Origin of the sequence: Desulfospira joergensenii DSM 10085 (assembly GCF_000420085.1) — a bacterium.
GTDB lineage: Bacteria > Desulfobacterota > Desulfobacteria > Desulfobacterales > Desulfobacteraceae > Desulfospira > Desulfospira joergensenii.
This window is the reverse complement of sequence record NZ_ATUG01000003.1, coordinates 388,409-410,274: the sequence shown is the minus strand read 5'-3', so window position 1 is coordinate 410,274 and position 21,866 is coordinate 388,409. Positions and strand designations below refer to the sequence as shown.

20 protein-coding genes and 1 riboswitch are annotated in these 21,866 nt (G+C 50.3%); of the genes, 16 read left to right on the top strand and 4 right to left on the bottom strand.

The features are described 5' to 3' along the window. Nucleotides 1–3: 3 nt before the first annotated feature. From F608_RS33460 to fdnG, 4 genes are all read right to left on the bottom strand, one after another. Entirely contained in the window at nucleotides 4–561 is a 558-nt protein-coding gene (locus F608_RS33460; protein ID WP_022668689.1) for a peroxiredoxin family protein, read from the bottom strand. A gap of 29 nt (nucleotides 562–590) precedes the next feature. Continuing rightward, entirely contained in the window at nucleotides 591–1,481 is an 891-nt protein-coding gene (locus F608_RS0126060) for a formate dehydrogenase accessory protein FdhE (protein ID WP_022668688.1), read from the bottom strand. 66 nt (nucleotides 1,482–1,547) lie between these two features. After that, nucleotides 1,548–2,261: a 4Fe-4S dicluster domain-containing protein gene (locus F608_RS0126055; protein ID WP_022668687.1), complete on the bottom strand. Its 714-nt coding sequence runs from the start codon at nucleotides 2,259–2,261 to the stop codon at nucleotides 1,548–1,550. Between the two features lie 14 nt (nucleotides 2,262–2,275). Then, nucleotides 2,276–5,365: a formate dehydrogenase-N subunit alpha gene (gene fdnG / locus F608_RS0126050; RefSeq protein WP_084681285.1), complete on the bottom strand. Its 3,090-nt coding sequence runs from the start codon at nucleotides 5,363–5,365 to the stop codon at nucleotides 2,276–2,278. Between the two features lie 252 nt (nucleotides 5,366–5,617). Here fdnG and F608_RS0126035 point away from each other — a divergent pair, with 252 nt between their 5' ends. The 16 genes from F608_RS0126035 (at nucleotide 5,618) to F608_RS0125950 (ending at nucleotide 21,862) form a co-directional block, all read left to right on the top strand. Further along, nucleotides 5,618–6,271, top strand: coding sequence for a LexA family transcriptional regulator (locus F608_RS0126035; RefSeq protein WP_022668685.1), 654 nt, complete (start codon nucleotides 5,618–5,620; stop codon nucleotides 6,269–6,271). A 117-nt stretch (nucleotides 6,272–6,388) separates the two neighbouring features. Beyond that, nucleotides 6,389–6,688, top strand: coding sequence for a hypothetical protein (locus tag F608_RS0126025; RefSeq protein ID WP_022668683.1), 300 nt, complete (start codon nucleotides 6,389–6,391; stop codon nucleotides 6,686–6,688). A gap of 274 nt (nucleotides 6,689–6,962) precedes the next feature. Next, entirely contained in the window at nucleotides 6,963–7,835 is an 873-nt protein-coding gene (locus tag F608_RS0126020) for a methylenetetrahydrofolate reductase (protein ID WP_022668682.1), read from the top strand. Nucleotides 7,836–7,965: 130 nt separating this feature from the next. Beyond that, a complete protein-coding gene (locus tag F608_RS0126015; protein ID WP_244154343.1) occupies nucleotides 7,966–10,968 on the top strand; it encodes an FAD-dependent oxidoreductase in 3,003 nt (1,000 codons plus the stop codon). After that, entirely contained in the window at nucleotides 10,968–11,405 is a 438-nt protein-coding gene (locus tag F608_RS0126010; protein ID WP_022668680.1) for a hydrogenase iron-sulfur subunit, read from the top strand. Before F608_RS0126015 ends, F608_RS0126010 begins: the two co-directional genes overlap by 1 nt. 23 nt (nucleotides 11,406–11,428) lie before the next feature. After that, entirely contained in the window at nucleotides 11,429–12,094 is a 666-nt protein-coding gene (locus F608_RS0126005) for a methylenetetrahydrofolate reductase C-terminal domain-containing protein (protein WP_022668679.1), read from the top strand. Further along, nucleotides 12,094–13,017 carry a methylenetetrahydrofolate reductase gene (locus F608_RS0126000; protein ID WP_022668678.1) on the top strand — a complete coding sequence of 308 codons (924 nt, stop codon included), beginning with the start codon at nucleotides 12,094–12,096 and terminating at the stop codon, nucleotides 13,015–13,017. Before F608_RS0126005 ends, F608_RS0126000 begins: the two co-directional genes overlap by 1 nt. A gap of 70 nt (nucleotides 13,018–13,087) precedes the next feature. Continuing rightward, entirely contained in the window at nucleotides 13,088–13,474 is a 387-nt protein-coding gene (locus F608_RS0125995; protein ID WP_022668677.1) for a response regulator transcription factor, read from the top strand. 105 nt (nucleotides 13,475–13,579) lie between these two features. Continuing rightward, complete coding sequence (locus F608_RS0125990) at nucleotides 13,580–14,653, top strand: hypothetical protein (RefSeq protein WP_153307606.1); 1,074 nt, start codon at nucleotides 13,580–13,582, stop codon at nucleotides 14,651–14,653. Further along, nucleotides 14,650–16,203 carry a PAS domain-containing sensor histidine kinase gene (locus F608_RS0125985; protein WP_022668675.1) on the top strand — a complete coding sequence of 518 codons (1,554 nt, stop codon included), beginning with the start codon at nucleotides 14,650–14,652 and terminating at the stop codon, nucleotides 16,201–16,203. Before F608_RS0125990 ends, F608_RS0125985 begins: the two co-directional genes overlap by 4 nt. A 45-nt stretch (nucleotides 16,204–16,248) precedes the next feature. Beyond that, complete coding sequence (locus tag F608_RS33455) at nucleotides 16,249–17,787, top strand: ATP-binding response regulator (RefSeq protein ID WP_022668674.1); 1,539 nt, start codon at nucleotides 16,249–16,251, stop codon at nucleotides 17,785–17,787. Between the two features lie 200 nt (nucleotides 17,788–17,987). Next, nucleotides 17,988–18,395: a hypothetical protein gene (locus F608_RS33450; RefSeq protein ID WP_022668673.1), complete on the top strand. Its 408-nt coding sequence runs from the start codon at nucleotides 17,988–17,990 to the stop codon at nucleotides 18,393–18,395. A gap of 35 nt (nucleotides 18,396–18,430) precedes the next feature. Next, nucleotides 18,431–19,129, top strand: coding sequence for a hydroxyacylglutathione hydrolase family protein (locus F608_RS0125970; protein ID WP_022668672.1), 699 nt, complete (start codon nucleotides 18,431–18,433; stop codon nucleotides 19,127–19,129). Between the two features lie 200 nt (nucleotides 19,130–19,329). Then, nucleotides 19,330–20,190, top strand: coding sequence for an adenosylmethionine decarboxylase (gene speD, locus F608_RS37020; RefSeq protein WP_244154342.1), 861 nt, complete (start codon nucleotides 19,330–19,332; stop codon nucleotides 20,188–20,190). 1 nt (nucleotide 20,191) lies between these two features. Then, nucleotides 20,192–21,130 (top strand): DUF2156 domain-containing protein, encoded by a 939-nt coding sequence (locus F608_RS33440; protein ID WP_022668671.1) that lies wholly within the window; start codon nucleotides 20,192–20,194, stop codon nucleotides 21,128–21,130. 196 nt (nucleotides 21,131–21,326) lie between these two features. Then, nucleotides 21,327–21,402, top strand: a riboswitch (cyclic di-GMP riboswitch). Between the two features lie 100 nt (nucleotides 21,403–21,502). Continuing rightward, a complete protein-coding gene (locus F608_RS0125950; RefSeq protein ID WP_022668670.1) occupies nucleotides 21,503–21,862 on the top strand; it encodes a response regulator in 360 nt (119 codons plus the stop codon). Nucleotides 21,863–21,866: the final 4 nt, after the last annotated feature.

The following is a 21,866-nucleotide window of genomic DNA, read 5'->3' as shown; positions in this document are numbered from 1 at the left end:
GAACTATTTAAAATCGAGACCCGAGGCCGAGAGGATTTCCTCCAGAAACCCTTCATGATTTTTTATTTCTCCGGCATGGGTGAAAAAAACATGAAAGCCCTCTTTCTTAAGTTCCAATCCAATAAAAAAAGGGGTTCTGACCTCTCCGATCTTTTTATGAATGGTAAAATCCGAGTCACTGAACAATGGAAATTGAATCCCATAGTTTTCTTTGAAAAAGGCCACCTCAAACTCTGAGTTGCCCGCACCGATCCCGATGAGTTTGACTCGACGGTTCAGCTCTTTTTTCTGCCGGATCCGGTCAAACAGGGCATTGATATTTTTGGCTTCCCGCTGGCATACCGGACAGTACATGGAAAAGATCTCAACGATGAGGATGTCCGCCCGGACCTGATCCAGGGAAAAAGATTCGGCCCGGTCCAGTCCGAGATATTCGAGCTGGACCGGATCTTTGGGTGAGGACAGTTTAAAATCCAGGTCTAATTTTTCAGCTTCCCCAAACCCCGGCCCGGCAGCAGCCAGGAAAATAAAAATCGCCCAGATGAATATTTTTTTTTGCATAAAGACTCCTGGTCCCCTCCAATTGAGGCTTATAAGTCGTGAAAACCCGGTAAGGCATTTTTATATCCCTTTTCCCTGGCCTTCATATCCAGGTGGAGGGTGGCGATCTGTTCGAGCCTGGGAACAAAGGTCCGGTTCAGGACCCTTAAATCGATCACCTTGAGGTAATTCTGGCAGTTGTCACATAGATAGACCCGGTATTCTTTTTCTTCTTCATTGAAAAAATAATGCTGAAGCCGGGTATCGTTGGAATCGCAGAATACGCATCCCATTCTCCGGGTATGCCATTCATGGGCACAGAGGCTGCACATGAGGACCCTTTTTCCTTCCGGGTCCAGAAAAGCGGCATTGGGATGGCTGCCGCAAACAGGACAATATCCTTTTTTGGGTTCTGAAGAATCCTTGAGATAAACAGCCAATTGAGAAGCACAGGTCTGAAGGGACGGGGCCATGGAGAGAAAAACAAAAAACATCAGAACATGGACAGGCATGTTCATGTCAAGGGCTGCTTTTTCAATGGCGGTTTCCCGGTTTTCAAGGATACCTTGAAAAAGCAGGTCCAGGTCCAGCCTGTCCAGGCCGGCTTGAAGTTTCCGGGCATGGGAGGCAAGTTTGGGGGCATGGTTAGACGCCAGGCTGCAGAGTGTTTTCAATAACGATTCTGCCCGGATCCTGTCAATACGAAACTGGGAAGGATCAATCAGGGGCATGCCGTTGTCAAATTTAAGTTTCAAAAGTTCGGAATCGATGAGGATGGGGTCAAGCTCAAGTGCCTGACGGCTTTTTTCCTGGGCAATAAAGACCTGGCCGTAAAATTCAATGATGGGCCCGTAGGAAGGCCTGGCCTTTTGAATCAGCCGGGCGGCCTGGTCGATATCTTCGATGGAGGGTTCAGGTCTGATCATATCATTTAAATTCATGGAATTTCCTTGGAAAATCCGGGGGAAGCGTACGCCTCCCCCGGAGGATTTACGGGTAAGAATCAACTATACTTTCATGAGCCTGGCAAAGGGCCCCATCATTTTCCGCATGGCCACACTCCGGCTGATACCTCCCCGGTTCACGCCGGCTACTGCGTATTCGGCGTAAAGACCCGGATCCTGGGCCACCAGATAGATGACATTGACATCATCCGGATCGAGCAGGGAGGCCTTGGGAAATTTCTTCTTTACCATGGCAAGTCTTTTCCGGGCCAGATCCAGCATCTCATCCCGGTCCCCAAAGTTCATGGCACCGGTGGGGCAGGTATTGACGCAGGCCGGCTTTAGACCGTTATGAACCCTGTCATTGCACATATCGCATTTGGCCAGGGTGCCGTCGGCCGCCTTCCTGGGAATATTATACGGACAGGAATCAATGATTTCATCCGCATCCAGGCCCTTTGTTTTTATTGTATAGAGTATCGCCCCGGTTGCAGGATCCTGGTATATGGCATCGGGATCCATGGCGGTCTCCAGACAGGGGGCATCAATACAATGCCGGCACTGGTCCGGAAAGAACAGCCAGTTGAGCTTGCCGTTAATGATCTCTTCATTCATCCTAACCAGTTTATAGGTGGAAAAACTCAGGTCCGGAGGATTCTGATAGGTTCCGGTATTCACCGTGGCTTCCGCCGGAAGGTCATGCCATTGCTTGCAGGCCACCTGGCAGCCTCTGCAGGCCGTACACAGGGTTACGTCAACAAAAAATGCTTTACTCATTTGGGTTCACCTCCTTAAAGCTTTGTCACATTGACCATAAAGGCCTTGGTTTCCGGAATCCGGGTATTGGGATCTCCGGCCGGCGGGGTGAGAAGGTTGGCACTTTCTTCGGTCCCGGTACTGGGCCAGCGCCAGCCGTAATGCCATGGAATTCCCACCTGGTGAACAACAGCATCTCCTACCTTAAAGGGTTTGAACCGTTTGGTGACAACTGCGGTACATTCAAGGGAAGCCCGGGCTGAACTGACCTTAACCCGTTCCCCGCTGTCAATGCCCCGAAGCTTTGCCAGTTCCTCGCTCATCTCTACAAAGACATTGGGCTGCAGTTCCATGAGCCATTCCTGGGGGCGGGTCATAAGACCGGTCTGCCAGTGTTCGGATACCCGGTAGGTGGTACCCACAAAGGGGAACCTGGGATCGCAGGTGGCATGGGAATCCGCCTTGGTTGAATAGACCACGGCCGTGGGGTTGACCATCTGGGAAGAGAAATAATTCTTTTCCACCGGACACTCCAGGGGTTCGTAATGCTCGGGAAAGGGCCCGTCGGCCCGGCCCGGCCCGAAGATCTGGCCGTGACCGTGTTTTCTCATGATAAAGGGATACTTGGAATCGGAACGCTTTGATCCGTCCGGATTTTCCAGAGGATACCATCCTCCGTCCGGCACGTCCCCGGTCCATTTTTTGGAAACGTACTTGCCGTCTTCCGCCTTTCCTTCAAACCGGATAACCCAGTCTTTTTCATCCCAGGGCCGCCCCTTGGGATCCACAGAGGCTCGGTTGTAAATAATCCGCCGGTTCACGGGCCAGCACCAGGCAAATTCCGGAAAAAGCCCGATCTTGTTGACCGCATCTTTTCCGCTTCTCCGGGCAGACATATTTCCCTTTTCCGTATAGGAGTTGCAGTAGAGCCAGTTGGCCGACGAGGTGGACCCGTCATCCTTAAGAAAGGCGAAACTGGGTACCAGGCTGCCTTTTTTGTACATTTTGCCCTTGATCTCCACATCCTTGAGAAAATAGCCGTTGACCTCCTTGGCCATCTTGTGGGGATCATAGACACCCATGGTTTCATAGTCCCATTTGAGATTGAGAATGGGGTCAGGGAATTTTCCCCCCTTTTCATACTCTTTTTTGATCCGATGCCCCAGTTGCATGATGATGTCGCCGTCGGGCAGACTGTTGCCCATGGGTTTGGGTCCCTGGTACCGCCACTGCATCCACCGGCCGGAATTGGTGATGGAGCCTTCCTTTTCAACGGACACGGCAGCCGGCAGCATGAACACCTCAGTTTTCACCTTGGAGGGATCCACGTCCGGACCTTTCCAGAAAGAGCCGGTTTCATTGTCAAAGATATTGACGTTCACCATCCAGTCCAGGTTCTCCATGGCCTTTCTGATCTTGGATGCATTGGACCCGGAACAGGCCGGATTCTGGCCCCAGGCAAAAAATCCGTTGACCTCGTTTTTATACATGGCGTCAAACAGGTCAAACCAGGAATAGCCCATGCCGTCATCCACCTTGGGCAGCCAATTGTATCCGAACTGGTTGGCTTTGGTGGCGGTCTCCCCGAAAAAGGATTTTAAGAGGCTGACCGAGTATTTGGGATAGTTCTGCCACCAATTGGCAGACAGGGGATCCTTGCTCTTGGGGGTCCATTTGGCGTTATACGCATCCAGGCTTGTGTTCGAAGACCGCGGGGTTTTCAGGTATCCCGGCCAGATATGCCAGAGCAGGCAGTGATCCGTGGATCCCTGGACATTGGACTCGCCCCTGAGGGCGTTGACCCCGCCCCCGGCCACGCCCATATTGCCCAGAAGAAGCTGGATCATGGCCATGGTCCGGATGATCTGGGTGCCCACGGTATGCTGGGTCCAGCCCATGGCATACATGATGGTACCGGCCATGCCCCGGGCACCTGTGGCCGTATAGGTCTTGTACACTTCTACAAGGTCTTTTTTGGGGGTTCCCGTGACCTTGGAGACCGTATCCAGATCATACCTCTTATAATGTTTTTTCAGGAGTTGAAACACACAGCGTTTGTGTTTCAGGGAACGATCCATCATGGGGACGCCCTTGGCATCTGTCTCAAAGGCCCAGGTGGATTTATCGTAACTGCCCAGGCCCGGTCCCTTTGTCCCGGCTTTGTACCCCGAGAAAAGGCCGTCATCAAATCCAAAGGCTTTGCCCACGATAAAAGGGGCATTGGTGTAGGCGGCCGTATACTCCTGGTTGTAGAGATTGTTGTCCAGAAGGTATTTGATCATCCCGCCCAAAAAGGCGATGTCCGTGCCTGATCTCAGGGAGGCATAGATGTCGGCCTTGGATGAGGTCCGGGTAAACCGGGGATCCACCGAGATAAGCTTGGCCCCCTTTTCCATGGCCTGGGCCACATATTTAAAGGATATGGGATGATTTTCGGCAGCATTGCTGCCCATGATGAGAATACAATCCGAGTTCTTGATGTCGATCCAGTGATTGGTCATTGCACCGCGTCCAAACGACTCTGCCAGAGCCGCTACAGTTGCGCTGTGTCAGATACGGGCCTGGTGTTCTACGTAAACCAGTCCCAGGGAACGCATCAATGCCTGATAGATCCAGCACTCCTCATTGTCCAGGGCAGCCGAGCCCACCGAGGCGATATTGGTGACCCGGTTGACCACCTGGCCCTTGGCATTTTTTTTCGTAAACCCCTTATCCCGGGTTTCCTTGACATTTTTTGCGATTTTTCCCAGGGCCCATTCCCAGGACACGGTTTCCCATTTATCTGAATAGGGGGCCCGGTACATGGGTTCGGTGAGCCGGTTCTCGTTTTCAACCAGCTGTTTTATAGATGCCCCTTTAGAGCAGAGGGAACCGCGGTTGATGACATGGTCGGGGTCACCTTCAATATTGATGACCCGGCCGTCTCCCCGCTTGCTGGTGTGGACGATGGCACCGCAACCCACGGCACAATAGCAGCAGATGGTGGTGGTCTCCTTGGCATACTTTGTCTTCAGGATCTGGGCGTGGGATTTGACCGGTGAAAGGTCAAACCCGAGTCCGCTGACCGCGACCCCTGCTGCGGTTGCCCCTGAAATCTTGATAAAATCTCTTCGGTTGAGTTTCATCTCACTAACGCCTCCTTAAGATGTGTTGAGGTTCTTGTTTACCCTGGTCCAAAGATTTCGCCGAAGGCCTTTGGACCTTACCATTCTTTAAGATTTTATTTCCTTACCACAGGGCAGGTTACAAAAAGGTTACAGCGGATTTTTTTCGGTTCTGGAAAAGAGATTTTTTAAGGAAAAAATTTTTTTATAAATTTGTTGCATTTTTTAAACAAACATGAAAAAGATAATATATTCAGAATGAGGAGAAAATAAATGGCGGAAAACAAAATAGACACTTTAATCAACCGGATCATGGATGTCACCGGCATACACTCCCAGTCGGAACTGGCCAAGGAACTGGGGATCAACCGGTCGGGCATTACCCATGCCCGGAATAAAAACAGGATTCCGGACAATTGGATTGTACGGCTTTACCGCAGGTACAGACTCAACCCCCAGTGGATTGAAACCGGTATCGGAAAGGTGTTTCTCAACACGGAGACCAGCGATGATGTCATGTTCAAACAGGTCCCCAAGGTGGAAGCCCGTCTGTCCGCCGGGACCGGTTCCTTTGAATGCGGAGAGAACGTGTCTGAATTTCTTTCCTTTCAGGCATCCTGGCTCTCAAAAAAAGGTTCTCCTGCCAGTATGGTGGCCATGGAGGTGTTTGGCCGGTCCATGGAACCGGTTCTCAGGGAAGGGGACACGGTTCTAATTGATCAGTCCCGGACAAGGATTCTGGCCGGAGCCATCTATGCCGTAGGAGTAGACGATACCATCCTGGTAAAGCGGCTGGAAAAACTACCCGACCGGCTGGCGCTTTTGAGTGAAAATACGGATTTTCAGCCGATCTACATCAGCATGGACGAAGTTTCCAAGGTCAGGATACTGGGAAAAGTCATCTGGAGCTGCAGGGAGTATCGATGAAGATAAAAAAAAGGCTTGGGCCCGGAAGCGGGCCTGACAAAGGACAAAAAAAATTTAACCGGACTGTTTACTTTTTTCAACAAGTGGTGAGTTTTATAAATTCGAGGAGACCGTAAAATGAATAAAAAAGAGAAAAAAAATAGAATTTGGGTTGTTTTGGCAGGTATCGCCTGGAGCGCAGGTCTTTTAATTGCCGGGAGCGAAAGCCCCCACATGCCCTGGGTCAATATAATGGGGGCCCTTGTTTTTTTCGCGGCCAGCCTGATGCTCGGAAAAATCCTGCCGGACCTGGAGATCAGCCCCGGGGCAGAGACGAAACAGACTCGGTCGGCCCGGCCGGTTCCTGCCCGAGACCGGGTGGAAAAGGAAAGAGGAGTTCTTCCGGGATATGCACTCGGGGTGATGTTAAAGGGCTGAACTCAATTTCATCTTGGGTATGAATTCCAGGGAGTTGAATGCCAATATTGGAGCTTAATATGATAAAGAACCGTCAATAATAATTTTTTTATTGTTTATTTTACTAAAAACACATATAGACTGTCTCGGTACCAATATAGCTGAATCGCACTTCAGTTGTATTGAAACGGGTTTTCTGGTAAGATACGAACTCGGTTTTAGCCAAAAAAACATGTTGAAGCTGGATGTGAACGGGTTGGATGGATAAATCTTTAAGACAGGAAAGGACGTGTATATGAGTTTTCAGTCAAAACTTTCCTCGGGAGAATTTGCCGTACTCGCCGAAGTAGACACTCCCAAGGGAATCGATATATCTGATCTGGTAAGCAATGCAAGACATCTCAAGTCAAGGGTGGACGCTGTTGTCATTCCGGACATGGACAACGGTGTCATGCATATGAGTGCGCTGGCAAGCGGTTCCCTGATGCATCAGCAGGGGATCGAACCTCTGATCCACGTTTACGGCAGGGACCGTAACAGGATGGTACTCCAGGGTGACCTTCTCTCGGCCCATGTGCTTGGAATTCACAATCTTCTCGTTGTCAAGGGTGAGGATATGATCAACGGTGATCATCCCGATGCCAAGATTGTCGACGACCTGGACGAAATCGGGATTCTTGAAATGATCCGTTCCCTGAACTCCGGCAAGGATATGGCCGGATTTGATCTTCGAGGGAAACCCGAACTGAAAGCCGGGTATGCTGTGCCGCCCATCGCGGATGAAAATCAGCTCAGCCTGGAAGTCGCCTCCGCAGAAAAGAAAGTTCAGGCAGGGGCCGGGTATATCATCCTGCCGCCCGTATTTGATCTGAACTTTTACTCCCGGATTATCAATGCGTTTAAATCGTTAAATGTACCGGTTATTGCCTCTGTTTTTCTCCTCAAAAACGTGGGCATGGCCCGGTATATTTCCATAAATGACCCCAATTCCCGACTCTCCGAGGATCTGATCCGCAGAATACGAAAGTCAAAGGATCGTGAAGGTGAATGCATCCGCATTGCCGGCGAGATGGCCGGTTCTCTCAAGGAAGTCGCACAGGGAATTAAGATCTCCGCTCTGGGCTGGGAAGACCGCTTGCCGGCCATCCTGGACAGCGCTGGTCTGTAACCCATTAGATTAACCCATTATCCGATTTTTTCCTGTATGGGGCCATGCAGGTGTCGGATACCCATAAATTTATAGGTTAGACATGCAAAAGCTTAACTATTCGGAAGACAAGCCGTCAGCGGATTCCCGCGTGCTTGTAATCGGTGGTGGTGTAGGCGGAATCCGTGCGGCACTCGACCTGGCAGAATCCAGGCGGGATGTCGTACTCATAGATAGATCCTATTCCATCGGGGGACTTATGACCCAGCTGGATCGGACCTTCCCGACCAACAACTGCGATTTGTGTACGGTTTCCCCGTACCTGTCCCAGGGATCAAGGGAAGCCCGCCTGGATTTGAAACCCATGACAAGACTTGACCGCCTGGAGGGGGAGGCCGGGAAATTTACCGCCACCCTGGTCACTGAACCCAGGTACATTGACATAGACAAATGTACGGCCTGCGGGGAATGCGCCAAGAAATTCCCGGACGCGGTCCGTTTTACACCGGGGCTTGACCCCCGGGCTCCCACCTGTATGAGATATCCCCAGGCGACCCCCTTTGCCTATTCCATTGACATGGACAAGGTCGCGGATATAAAGGAAATCCAGAAGGTCTGCAAGGTGGACGCCATACTGGCCGAGGACACGGTCACAGAGACCCGGGTGGAAGTGGCTTCCATTGTGCTCTCCATGGGGGCGGACCTCTTTGATCCCAAAATTCTGGACAATTTCGGCTCCGGCCAGTTCGACAATGTAGTGACCGGTCTCGAGTACGAGAGAATCATGTCGGCTTCAGGACCTTTCCAGGGAAATCTGGTCCGGCGCTCGGACCGCCAGCGTCCCAAACGGGTGGCCTGGATCCAATGTGTGGGCTCCAGGGGGATCAACAAGGCCGATGTTCCCTATTGCTCTGGGGTATGCTGCATGTACGCCCTTAAGGAGGCCATGGTCACCAAGGAAAGATTCGGGGAAGACATTGAGACCACGATCTTTTTCATGGACATGAGAACCCATGGCAAAAATTACGAACAGTACTACAACCGGGCCAGGGATGAGTACAAGGTAAGAATGATCCGGTGCAAACCCCATTCCGTTGTCCAGGATGACGAAACCAAAAATCTTCAGATCACCTATGCCCTTGAGGAAAAAGCCAGCCAGGAGACCGAAGAGTTTGACATGGTCGTTCTGTCAACGGGCTTCAGAATAGGCCAGGAAAGTATTGAACTGGCAGATAAACTGGGTATTGATCTCAATGAACACAAATTCGCTGCCACAGCTCCTTTTAACCCGGCTGTTACCTCAAAACCTGGGATTTACGTCTGCGGCGTTTACGAGAGCCCCAAAGATATCCCTGAAACCATGGTACAGGGCAGTGCGGCCGCCTCCATGGCCGCCACCAATCTGCCTGCTTTTCTCCCGGAAGAAGAGGTTGAAGACCTGTTTCCGCCGGAGAGAAATGTAGCCGATGATGATCCCAAAATCGGGGTCTTTGTCTGTGACTGCGGCTATGAGATCGGCGGCCTGGTCGATGTAAAGAAAATCATAGAATTTGCAGAAACCATTCCGGACGTGGCCGTTGCCAAAGCGGTCGGCTATGGGTGTTCCAGTGAATCCATGGCTGAAATCGAAACCATGATTCAGGAAAACGGATTAAACCGGATCGTCATCGGCGGATGTTCCCCCAGAACCCATGAGACCAAGTTTCAGGACCTGCTCAGAAGAACGGGCCTGAACAAATACCTGGTGGAAATCGTCAATTTAAGGGACCAGAACACCTGGGCCCATATGGGACAGCCAGAGCAGGCCTTTGACAAGGCAATCAAGCTGCTCCAGGTCGGCATCAGCGGGGTGCGGAAAAACCATCCCCTTACCGATCATACCCTGCCCATGAGCCAGAACGCTCTCGTTGTGGGCGGCGGCGTCACCGGTATGACATCAGCCCTTCAGCTGGCGGACCAGGGCATAAAAGTGTATCTGATAGAGCGAGCCCCGGCCCTGGGAGGACTGGCCCAGTCCATCTCAAGAACCATCGAAGGCGAGGATGTGGGTGCATTTGTCCGGGATCTTGTGGAAAAGGTTACGGCCCACGACAATATCCAGGTCCTGACCCGGTCGGTCATCGTTGACCACAGCGGCATGCCCGGACTCTTCAAGACCGGGATCCAGACCGGCCTGCGCATGAACTACATGCAGATCGACCATGGGGTGACCATTCTTGCCACGGGCGCACTGCCCAACCGGCCCCAGGAATACGGCCTGAACCAATACGAGAAAGTGGTCACCCAGCTGGAACTGGATGACATCCTTGAAAATGATCCTGAACAGATCAAAACCATGGATCAGATCGTCATGATCCAGTGCGTGGGATCCAGGGAAGAATCCAATCCCAACTGCTCCAGGATCTGCTGTCAGGCGGCCATGAAAAACGCGCTTCGCTTAAAACAGATCAATCCGGAAATCGAGGTATTTGTCCTGTACAGGGACATTCGAACCTATGGATTCCAGGAAGATTATTACCGGGAAGCCCGGAACCAGGGTGTGAAGTTCATACGCTTCAGCCTGGACAACCGGCCTGTGGTGGAGGAAGAAAACAAAGAGCTCTATGTCCGGGTTCATGATTTTATCCTGGGCTCGGAGATCAAGATCGCCGCAGACCGCGTGGCCCTGAGCACCGGGCTTATTGCCGATGATGAAACCACCGAGGACCTGGCTCTCATGTTCCATCTTCCCCGGACCGAGGACAATTACTTTTTGGAAGACCATGTAAAACTCAGGCCCGTGGACATGTCCCTGAGGGGATTTTTCATTGCCGGTACGGCCCATTCTCCCAAGATCATCCGGGAGTCCATCACCCAGGCCCAGGCCGCAGCAGGACGGGCCCAGACCATGCTGGCCAAAAAGGAGATCAACCTCGGTGCCAGCGTGGCCAAGGTAGACGGAACCAAATGTGCGGCCTGCCTGGTCTGTGTAAGGGCCTGCCCCTTTGGTATTCCCATGATCAACGCAGAAGGCTACTCCCAGATCGATCCTGCCAAGTGCCAGGGATGCGGAGTCTGTGCCGCAGACTGTCCGGCCAAAGCCATTCAGCTCATGGCCTTTGAAGACGACCAGATTTTGGCGAAATTAGACGGTTTATTTGAGAGGTATAATTAATGGAAAATTTTGAACCGGAAATAGTGGCCTTCTGTTGCCACTACTGTGCATATACGGCGGCTGATATGGCCGGCAGCAAAAGGATATCCTATCCGCCCAATGTCAAGATCATCCGGGTGCCCTGCACCGGAAAAGTGGATGCCATCCACATCATGAAGGCCCTTGAAAAAGGAGCCGACGGTGTATACGTGGCCGGCTGCCTGGAAGGGGACTGCCATTTTAAAAACGGCAATATCCGGGCCGCGGCAAGGGTGGAAAACGTCAAGCGCATCCTGGAAGGACTTGGATGGGAACCCGGACGGGTGGAGATGATCAACATGTCCGCCGGCATGGGAGAACGATTTGCCCAGACAGCCTTTGAATTTACCGAAACCATAAAGAAACTGGGTCCCAGCCCCGGCAATCCCTCAAAACTTGCCGTTGGGGCCGCCAGTTAACCCAATACTTTGGAGATAAAAACATGATAACTGCAGAACAAAAACCCATACAGGAAATCACAAAATATATTGAGCCCTGCGGCAAAATCCTTCTCGTGGGATGCAACGAATGTGTCACTGTATGCGCGGCAGGCGGCCGAAAAGAAGTGGGACTTCTGGCATCCGCCCTTCACCTGAACAGTCTCAAACAGGGCAAGACCCTGGAGATCAAGGAAATTACCCTGGAAAGACAATGCGATCCGGAATACGTCGAAGAACTGGCTCCCTATATCGACGGCGCGGACGCGGTTCTGTCCATGGCCTGCGGATGCGGGGTTCAGACCGTTGCAGCACGGTATAAAACCACCCCGGTTTTCCCGGCGGTGAATACCAAGTTCATGGGCGCCTCTGAAAGCCAGGGAATCTGGGCGGAACGCTGCCAGGGCTGCGGTGACTGCATGCTGGGCATTACCGGCGGAATCTGTCCCGTGGCCCGGTGTTCCAAAAGTCTGCTCAACGGCCCCTGCGGCGGTACCTCCAACGGCCAGTGTGAAATCAGCCCGGATGTGGACTGTGCCTGGCGCTTGATCTGGGAACGCTTGGTGGCCCTGGGTATCCAGGACCGGTATGAGGAACTGAATGCAGCAAAAGACTGGCGGCCTGCGGGCGGCGGCGGACCCAGAAAAATCATCAGGGAGGACTTGGTATAATGAAAACAGAAAGCAGATTGGAAAAAGTACTGGCGTCCGGTGCCCTGGCAGTGACCTCTGAAGTCGGTCCTCCCAGGGGATGCAATGTGGAGATCGTCAAAGAAAAAGCCAACATGATCAAGGATTATGTGGACGGGATCAATATTACGGACAATCAGACCGCCATGGTCAGGATGTCCTCCATTGCCGGCGGCGTGATTATCAAACAGATGGGGCTGGATCCCATCATCCAAATGGTGTCCAGGGACAGAAACCGTCTGGCCATGCAGGCCGATATCATCGGAGCCTATTCCCTGGGGATCAACACCATGCTCTGCCTTTCCGGAGACCACCCCAAGTTCGGCGACCATCCCATGGCCAAATCCGTATATGATTTAGATTCCATAAACATGATCAAAATGGTTAAGGACATGAGGGATGAAAGCATGTTCCAGGGCGGGGCCGATATCAAGAATCCCCCCAAGATGTTCATCGGTGCCGCAGCCAATCCTTTTGCCGACCCCTTTGAACTTCGGGTAATGCGTCTGGCCAAAAAAGTTGCCGCAGGTGTTGATTTTATCCAGACGCAGTGTATATTCAACTTGGATAAATTCGAAAAATGGATGGAAGGAGTCTGTGACAGAGGCCTTCATGAAAAGGTCTATATTCTCGCAGGCATCACACCCATGAAATCCCTCGGCATGGCCCGGTATATGAGAAACAAGGTGCCGGGAATGGATGTGCCCGACGAGGTGATCAAGCGCCTGGAAGGGGTGACCAAGGAAAAACAGCCCGAAGAGGGGATTAAAATGGCCATTGAGCAGATGGAACGTCTCAAGGAGTGCAAAGGCGTTGCCGGTTTCCACATCATGGCCATTGAGTGGGAAGAACGGGTACATGAACTGGTAGAAGGGGCAGGGTTATCTCCCCGACCCAAGGTTTAGTTTAGGCAAATGAAGGCATAGACTGGACAACACTAATCAGTCAGGACAATAATAATAAGGAGACCTTAACATGAGCGAAGACAAACTCATTTTAGTCGTAGATGATGATCCGGATCTGGTAGAGGCGGTATCCATGAAGCTGGAAGCAAAATCCTACAAGGTTGCCAAGGCCTATGACGGTGTGGAAGCCATGGACAAGATCAAGGAAGCAAAACCCGATGTGGTTATCCTTGACGTCATGATGCCCCGGAAAAACGGATGGGAGGTCTGCGAAGATATAAAAAATGACAACGCTTTGAAAGATATTGCAGTGGTTCTTCTGACCGCGGTAGCCGATTCCGTGAAAACAACCAGCTATACCCACCACGACGGCAAAACCACCCTGGCTGACGATTATATCCCCAAACCCATCGATCTGGATGAACTCATGGAGATCGTCAACGATCATTGCAGTTGATGGGCTTTTTTATCAATATACCCTGCCGAATCCCATAAAAAAGAAGACAGCGGGAGAGCGCAAGCGCAATCCCGCTATTCTTTTATGGAAATTGACAGGTGAATATTGCCGGAAACCTGTAAGAACATGATCCACATCAACGGCATACGCCTGAGCCGAAAAATGATCCAGGCGAGCCAGGATTATCCGCCGGGAAATCCCGGAAAATCAGAACCGTTCTATAAAAGGCTTTCCCAGGACCGGATCAATATGATCTGCGTGGGAATGCATTTTACTCCCTCCCTGACACGGTTTTCCTGCTGTCTGGAAAAGAAAAATTTCGAAAAACCGGTCCAGGCCCTGCCGGGCAGGGCAGGGGAGTCCTCTTTCCCAAACCCTGAACCGGGCCGGAAAAACAATCCCCTGTCCGAAGTCTGTATGATTTCGATTTATCCCCACCATTCCGATCTTCAGATACTGGCGACCCTGCTTGAAATTTTCGACCGGACCGATATCTATTTCCGCCATATGGTATCTTCCAATTCCATGATCTCCTTTGTCATTGAGACCCAATACCAGGACAGAATTATTTCCCTTTTTCAGGAAGGATTTCTTCTGCCCGAATCCCACACTCCTTTTATGCAGGAACTTGACGAAGACATCAGTCAGTTTTTAAAGAAATATCCGGAAACCCGGGCCACATACGTGGAAGAAAAAATCAAAACATACGGGATCTCTCTTTATCCCGATCTGGAACTCTTTCACCTCTCCCTTGGCCCCGGTAATCTTTCTTTATGCGGCCGGACCCTCAAAACCCTGGAAAAAACAGGTGTGAAATTCTCTTTTTCATCGGCCCTGCTAAAAAAAGAGTCTTTTGAATCAGACCAACCCATTTCCTATGATCTGGCTTTTCTGACATCCCCCCTGGCCGGAGATGATAAGAACCTGTTTTTAAAAGAGATTGAACCTATGAGTACCGGTGAAGCCGTTTCACCTGAAAGGGGGGATCTGATCAGTTTCCACGGCCCCCATTTCGGGGACAGGTACCGCATTCTTGATACGGCCATATCCTGCCTGGACCTGGCGGGCATTCCCGTGCTGCTCATCGGCTGCACCGGGGCCAGTATCAGCATGGTACTCCCTTCCGGCCAGGGAGAAGGGGGGAGACAGGCATTGGGAAAAGGGTTTGAGGCACCATGAACTCTGAAAACAAAAAAGACCGGAGTATGGAAAAAACCGGAACCGGATATGAACCGGATGAAATGGCCTGGCGGCTCCGTATATTTGATGCCCTGTCCTACCCCAGTGTGGTGATTTCAACCCAGAAAAACATCCTGGGCGCCAATAAGAAATTTTTCGAGACCTACGGCCTGACCAAAGAGGATATCCTTGGGAAGCATTGTTTCCAGGTTTTTTTGTACAAAGACACCCCCTGCAATTCCCAGGAGTGTACCCTGGCAAGGGTGATAAAAGATAAAAAAGCCCTGTCCTATACCCTGAAGCATCATTACAAATGGGAGGACCGGGTCTTTTCCCCCATTCTCAACGACCAGGGGGAAGTTGACTTTGTCATCTTCAGCATCCGGGACATTACCCGGACAAAGTCCCTTGAAAATCAACTCATCGGTGTCAAGGAATTCATGACCCAGGTGATTTATTCTTCTGCCAGTGCCATTGTTGCGGCGGACCGCAAGGGAAATATCACTCTGATGAACTCTGTTGCCAAGGAATTGTTCGGGGATTACAACGGAGTAGAGGGCAGCATCCGCCACACGGAACAGCTCTATCCTCCGGGCAAGGCCAAGGAGATCATGAACATGCTCAGGGATGAGAAAATCGGCGGAAAGGGAAAGCTGATCATCCCGAGGACCAACATCGTCAACGCAAACGGAAAAGAACTCCAGGTGGAGATGTCTGCGGCCATAATCTATGACGATAAGGGCAATGAAACGGCAACCATGGCCATTTACAACAGCCTGGAAGATAAGCTTAAAGTAGAAAAAAAACTCAAGGATACCCAGAAGCAGCTTGCCCAGTCTGAAAAAATGGCCTCCCTGGGACAGCTGGCTGCCGGGGTGGCCCATGAGATCAACAATCCCCTGACCGGGGTCCTCTTCTATGCCGGTCTTCTCCTGGAAAGGGAAGATCTTGCCGAGGACGTCCGGGAAGACCTGGGATATATCCTTGAAGACGCCAATCGATGCAAAAACATCGTGAAAAGCCTTCTGGTTTATTCCAGGAGCACGGATTCCAATAAACGGGTGGTTCAGTTCAACGAAGTAATCGAACAGAGTCTTCGGCTGATCCGGGACCAGAAAAAGTTCAGAAATATCAAGATCAAACGCCATCTGGCAGATGAGATGATGCTCATCAATGCAGACACCAGTAAACTCAACCAGGTGATCATCAACCTGGTGATCAATGCGGCAGATGCCATGAAGGGATACGGAAAGATCAGTCTCTACTCCTACAAGAATAAAATTCAAAAAAAGGTATATATGGAGATCAAGGATACCGGAGAGGGGATTCCCAGGGAAAACCTGTCCAAAATTTTTGACCCTTTTTTTACCACAAAAGAGATCGGCAAGAGCACGGGGCTGGGTCTGAGCATCGTCTACGGAATCATCGAGGAACACGGCGGGAGAATCAACGTAAAGAAAACCGGGGCCAAGGGAACCACTTTTATTGTACAGCTTCCCTTATATGTACCCCGGGAGGAACTAGGGCCCTTGTGCAGGCCCGCTGACTGAGCTGAGAAACTTTAATCTGAATGAAACAGCACGGGTAATATTATTTTGGAAAATCAAGCAAACCATACGGACAACGATAGAGCAGAAAACCATTCCACCCCCCCGGCAAAAAAGAGCATGAAAGAGGTGTTTTTCCAGCCGAGGGTACTGGTCATCGATGATGAAGAAAGGATCCAGAAGGCCTGCGAGCGTCTTCTTACCCAGGAAGGATGCCAGGTCGACCTGGCAGACAACGGGATCCAGGGACTGAAAATGATAGAGGAAAAGCATTTTGATATCGTGCTTCTCGACCTGATGATGCCGGGCATATCCGGAATGGAGGTTCTGTCCGACGTCAAATCCCGCCATCCAGACACGGTGATCATCGTTATCACCGGTTACGCCACCCTGGAGCATTCCATTGAAACCATGAAAAAAGGGGCCTTTGATTTTTTATCCAAACCCTTTTCCCCCCAGGAACTCCGGGTGGTCATTGCCAAAGCCATTGAATTTATCGAGACTCTCCAGGATATCGCCAGTGAAAAATCCCGCATGAGGGTGATGATCAATATCCTCAGGGACGGGGTATTGACCACGGATCATCAGAAGCGGATAGCCCTTGCCAATCCGGCCTTTTTAAAGATGCTCGGCTGCCGCAAAAAATCCGTGATCGGAAGCCTGATCAGCGACGTGATCCAGGAACCGGTTATTCTCGAAATGATTGATCAGGCGGTTGGACAGCACCGGGATAAATTTTCCGAAATCACCAATGAACTCTCCATCCCCGGAAAAAAAGGGGGAGAAGATATGGTCATCGGCATCCGGTGTATCCCGTTCAGGGACCGGCTGAACCGTAACCTGGGTGCGGTAACGGTCTGTCACGATATCACCGCCCTGAAACGGATGGATCAGCTCAAATCCGATTTTGTGTCCATGGTGGCCCACGAGATCAAAAGCCCCTTAAATTCCGTTCTCATGCAGCTGAAAGTTGTTCTGGACGGTCTGGCCGGGGATCTGACCGAGAAACAGGAAGAGATTTTGACCCGGAGTTCCGACAAGATCCGTTCCCTTACCGATCTGGCCACTGAATTATTGGACCTGTCCAAGATCGAGTCCGGCCTCATCAACCAGGAAAGGGAAGAACTTTCCGTGGAAGAGATCATTAAAGAACAGGTCCGGTTTTACAGGGAGCAGGCAGATGCCAAATCCATCCGGCTGACCTATATTCCCTCACCCGGGGACGTCTCCATCATGGGCAACCGGACCAATATCGAAGAGGTCCTGTCCAACCTGATCTCCAATGCCATCCGGTATACACCCGGTGAAGGGGAGATCAAGGTCTGGGCCTCGGAAGAGACAGATTCTTCCCTGATCCATGTGGAGGACAACGGGTTCGGCATTCCTTCCGAATCCCTGGACCAGATCTTTGAGCGGTTTTTCCGGGTAAAGAATGAGCAGACAAGGTATATCAACGGTACCGGCCTGGGCCTGGCCATCGTTAAAAGCATTGTTGAATCCCACAACGGCAATATCCATGTGGAATCCAAACTCAATGAAGGAACCCGGTTCACCGTCACCCTTCCCAAAATTCAATATAAAATCTGACTTTTTTTAATAAATCTTCTGTTGAAAAATGTGCAGATAGAGATTATTTTTAAAAGAACCTTTGCAAACCAATTGGTCAAGTATTTACAATCCGACGCTGCAATCGCTCTACCGGAAAGGGTCATAACTTGCGGTTCCGGATTCAGAAGAGCTTTTTTGTTTCTTGCTCAATTTGTTATCTTCCACAAAGGAGGGGATTAATGGCAAAGTGGATGACAATAAAAGACGCGCTGGAGGAGTTTGATCTCCTTGATCTTTTCAATGATATTCTCGAGTCGTATGGTGAAGAAAAGGAGGATCCGGTATTTATAGAATCTGAATTGCGCGATCTTTTGGAGGAACATGAAGAAGAGTACGAATTTGTGCCGGACCCGGATGACGACTACTCTGAAAGCTTTGAACGGAATCTAAAAGAGGCCCTTGTCGTTATCTCAGAGGAAGAGGGACTCAGGGACCAGGATGATTTTTCCGAGGATGCACTGGACGACGTGGACATTGAAGATATCTATGAAAACGGGATAGATGATGAGCGGGTGAAAGACCCAAGAGGGCACGGGGCCGATGCCGATGAATTTGACGAATTCGACGGAGAGGAAGATTTTTATTGATATGACCCTGTTATGCTTAAATGGAGAGAGGTAAAATGGAAATCAAACAATTTAAATATTCCCGGGATAATTTCGGATACCTGGTCTTTTCGGGTCAGGAAGCCCTGGCCATTGATGCCGGGGCTGTGGGTCCCATGAATCAATTTGCCCGGGAAAACCAACTGAAAATAAAATTTGTCACCAATACCCATCTTCACCAGGACCATACCTGCGGCAACCCGGCCATGCTGGAAAAAACAAATGCCCAGTTTCTGGACTGCAAAACACTGAAAGCCGGTCAGGTTATTGAACTGGCCGGCGAATCCGTGGAAGTAATTCCCACCCCCGGACATACCCTTGATTGTATCTCTTTTGCAGCAGGAGATTTTCTTGTGACCGGGGATACCCTGTTCAACGGTACCGTGGGCAATTGTTTTTCAGGAGATCTGGATGCCTTTTTTCATTCCATAAAAAGACTGACCGCCTATCCGGCAAAGACAAAGATCTATTCCGGCCATGACTATGTGGAGGATTCCATGAAATATGCCCGGATCATTGAAAAGGAAAATCCGCATATCGATGCTTATCTAAAGTCCTATGATCCTGAAAAGGTGGTTTCAACCCTGGACGACGAATTCAAGGTCAATCCCTATATCCGGTTTAATGCCCCGGAAATCCAGGATCTGCTCAAGCAAAAAAACCTCCCGTCCTCCACTGAACAGGAACGGTTCAAGGCCATGATGGAAGTCTATTAAAACCAGATCCCTGAAAATTTTTTCTCTATTTCAGACGGGTTCATTTATCTCTATAATTCCATAAAGAAATTTGACACCTGCCTGTTTGTCTTTATGTTTATAGAAAAAGTAAGAAGTACCGGTACGGAAAAGGCTAAGGAAAAACAGATTTATTTTTCAAGGACATGGCCGGACAGACTGATATGCTCGAAAGGAGAAGTTTGCCTCAGATTACCCCCAGGAATCATTCATGCGCCCTAGGCAGGCAGGTTACCGTTGAATACCACGATTGCAACAGAAAAGTCCTATTCAGCCGGGATAAAGTAGAACAGGCCATGCTGACGGCGGCCAGGGAGAGCGGGGCAACCATCATATCCTCTTCTTTTCATGAGTTTACGCCCCAGGGCGTCAGCGGAGTGGTCATCATTGCCGAATCCCATCTCACCGTTCATGCATGGCCGGAACACGATTACGCTGCTGTGGATATCTTCACCTGCGGAGACCACCAGATATTTGACCGGGCCGTGGACTCCCTTACAAAGGCCTTTGAATCCAAACGAGTCATCGTCTCCTCGGACCAGGCCAGGGGAATTCTGGAAACAACGGAACCCGGGAAAGAAAACCCGGTAATGAGGGAAAAGGAATCTGTAAAGGATATTGAAATTCGATTCCTGCAGACCGCCCCCAAGGAGATTCTCATCCGCCTCTACAAGGGAGCTGGATGGTGGGAGGAGGATCCGGCAGATCCGGATTTTTTTCACGACCTGGTAAAGGGCTCAGCCCTTTTTGCCGGTGCCTTTGTGAAGGGCCAAATGGTGGGCATGGGACGGGCCCTTTCCGACCAGACCAGCGATGCCTATATTCAGGATGTTACCGTATTAAAATCTCACAGGGGCAGGGGGATCGGGAAAAAAATAATCCTCTCCCTGATCCGGGGCCTGCAGGACAGGGGCGTGGACTGGATCGGACTGGTTGGCGAACCGGGAACCTTTGAATTTTATGAACCACTGGGGTTCCGGAAACTGGAGGGATACATCCCTCTGAAATTAGACTTGGGCCTATTTGCCCAGAAGGAAGCGTAATATGCATACCAGGTGCAGCAAAATAGCCTGTGATTCAGAACAGACCATTGATTATCCCTTTAGAAAAGGGTTTGATCTCTCAGACAAGGCCTTGATTCAATCCTATGTGGATCAATACTCTCCCATGTCCTGCGAGTATAATTTTTCCAACCTCTTTTCCTGGAACGACACCTATGAGCACCTGTGGTGTCTTTACAAGGACAGGGTTCTTATATTTGATCCAGATCACAACCAGGCATTTATGCCCATGGGAGAAGACCTGGCTCCCGACGAACTGGCTGCCCTGTCCACCTATCTGCTCAGAATGGGACTGAGTCCGGACATCGGCCTGGTCTGCAGGGATTATATCGAATTTTATCCTGAAGTGGATAAGTACTATTCCATCCAGGAAAACAGAGACCATGCCGAGTACATTTACCTGACCCATAAACTATACAGCCTGAAAGGGGAAAAGCTTCATAAAAAAAAGAATCTGATCTCCCAGTTTAAAAAGAGATACCCCGATTATCAGATCCGTCCCATAACTGCCGATAATGTTGATCAGATCGCCCGTTTTGCCCGAACCCTTCTGGACCGTCTGGACCCGCCGTCAACGGAACTTGAAAATGAATACAGGGCCGTTAAAAGGTGTCTGGATCATTTCGAGGAACTCGACATGGAAGGTCTGGTAATATTTGTTCAAGATAAAATCGCCGCCTTCAGCATGTTCAGCCGGCTGAATCCCTTTACCTATGATATCCAATTTGAAAAATCAGACCATGGTTTCAAGGGAGCGGGTCAGGTCATCAACTGGGAAACCGCCAGGTTTTTAAAGGACAAATGCCGGTATATCAACAGAGAACAGGATCTGGGCATACAGGGGCTCCGTCAGGCCAAACTCTCCTATGATCCTGAAGTCCTCTTTATCCCCCATTTTCTGAAATTCAAAGGATCCCGGTAAAGACCGGCGGCATCTTTTCCGCCAAGAGAAAAGTATTTGTTTTCCATAGGGTTTTACCTTCAATTTTAAAATTTTTCTGAGTCTATAATCTTGGAATCTTTTGACCTGATTCAGGATCCTCAATCGGGTTTTACATGGGTTTTAATCTCATTTAATTAAAACTTGTATAATGATAAATTCTTATATATGGTATCCTTATAACTAGGGCCAAACCTGTCGCAAGGCAGGGACGGAAAGCCACGGGTCTTCTATCAGACAGCCGGGTTGCAGTCACTCAGACACCAGAAAGAAAGCAACCGGGTTCCCTGACTCAGGAACCTGGTTTTTCATTCACGAAAATACCATGATTGTTAAATTTATCGGACTCTTGCAATGGGCATTCAAGCCGGTGGAATTTTAGTTGTGGACGACGAACGCCCCATCCTAAATATGATGGAGATGGTATTGGACCGATTCGGCTATACCGTTGATACTGCGGAAAACGGGGAAAAGGCCATGGAAAAGATCAACCGGATCTCCTATGACCTGATCATTACAGACATGAAAATGCCGCGAAAATCCGGCCAGGAAGTACTTGAGTATGTGAAGATCCAGAAAAATCTTAAAACCCCGGTGGTGGGCATGTCCGGTACCCCTTGGCTTCTGGAACATGTCGGGTTTGATGCCGTTCTGGCCAAACCCTTTTTACTGCCGGAACTCAAACACCTCATCGAAGGGATCATTAAACTATGACCCT

What these genes read in the sequence shown, in the direction of transcription:
- F608_RS33460 (WP_022668689.1), bottom strand. Translation starts at nt 561, where the DNA reads ATGCAAAAAAAAATATTCATCTGGGCGATTTTTATTTTCCTGGCTGCT.
- F608_RS0126060 (WP_022668688.1), bottom strand. Translation starts at nt 1,481, where the DNA reads ATGAATTTAAATGATATGATCAGACCTGAACCCTCCATCGAAGATATC.
- F608_RS0126055 (WP_022668687.1), bottom strand. Translation starts at nt 2,261, where the DNA reads ATGAGTAAAGCATTTTTTGTTGACGTAACCCTGTGTACGGCCTGCAGA.
- F608_RS0126035 (WP_022668685.1), top strand. Translation starts at nt 5,618, where the DNA reads ATGGCGGAAAACAAAATAGACACTTTAATCAACCGGATCATGGATGTC.
- F608_RS0126025 (WP_022668683.1), top strand. Translation starts at nt 6,389, where the DNA reads ATGAATAAAAAAGAGAAAAAAAATAGAATTTGGGTTGTTTTGGCAGGT.
- F608_RS0126020 (WP_022668682.1), top strand. Translation starts at nt 6,963, where the DNA reads ATGAGTTTTCAGTCAAAACTTTCCTCGGGAGAATTTGCCGTACTCGCC.
- F608_RS0126010 (WP_022668680.1), top strand. Translation starts at nt 10,968, where the DNA reads ATGGAAAATTTTGAACCGGAAATAGTGGCCTTCTGTTGCCACTACTGT.
- F608_RS0126005 (WP_022668679.1), top strand. Translation starts at nt 11,429, where the DNA reads ATGATAACTGCAGAACAAAAACCCATACAGGAAATCACAAAATATATT.
- F608_RS0126000 (WP_022668678.1), top strand. Translation starts at nt 12,094, where the DNA reads ATGAAAACAGAAAGCAGATTGGAAAAAGTACTGGCGTCCGGTGCCCTG.
- F608_RS0125995 (WP_022668677.1), top strand. Translation starts at nt 13,088, where the DNA reads ATGAGCGAAGACAAACTCATTTTAGTCGTAGATGATGATCCGGATCTG.
- F608_RS0125985 (WP_022668675.1), top strand. Translation starts at nt 14,650, where the DNA reads ATGAACTCTGAAAACAAAAAAGACCGGAGTATGGAAAAAACCGGAACC.
- F608_RS33450 (WP_022668673.1), top strand. Translation starts at nt 17,988, where the DNA reads ATGGCAAAGTGGATGACAATAAAAGACGCGCTGGAGGAGTTTGATCTC.
- F608_RS0125970 (WP_022668672.1), top strand. Translation starts at nt 18,431, where the DNA reads ATGGAAATCAAACAATTTAAATATTCCCGGGATAATTTCGGATACCTG.
- F608_RS33440 (WP_022668671.1), top strand. Translation starts at nt 20,192, where the DNA reads ATGCATACCAGGTGCAGCAAAATAGCCTGTGATTCAGAACAGACCATT.
- F608_RS0125950 (WP_022668670.1), top strand. Translation starts at nt 21,503, where the DNA reads ATGGGCATTCAAGCCGGTGGAATTTTAGTTGTGGACGACGAACGCCCC.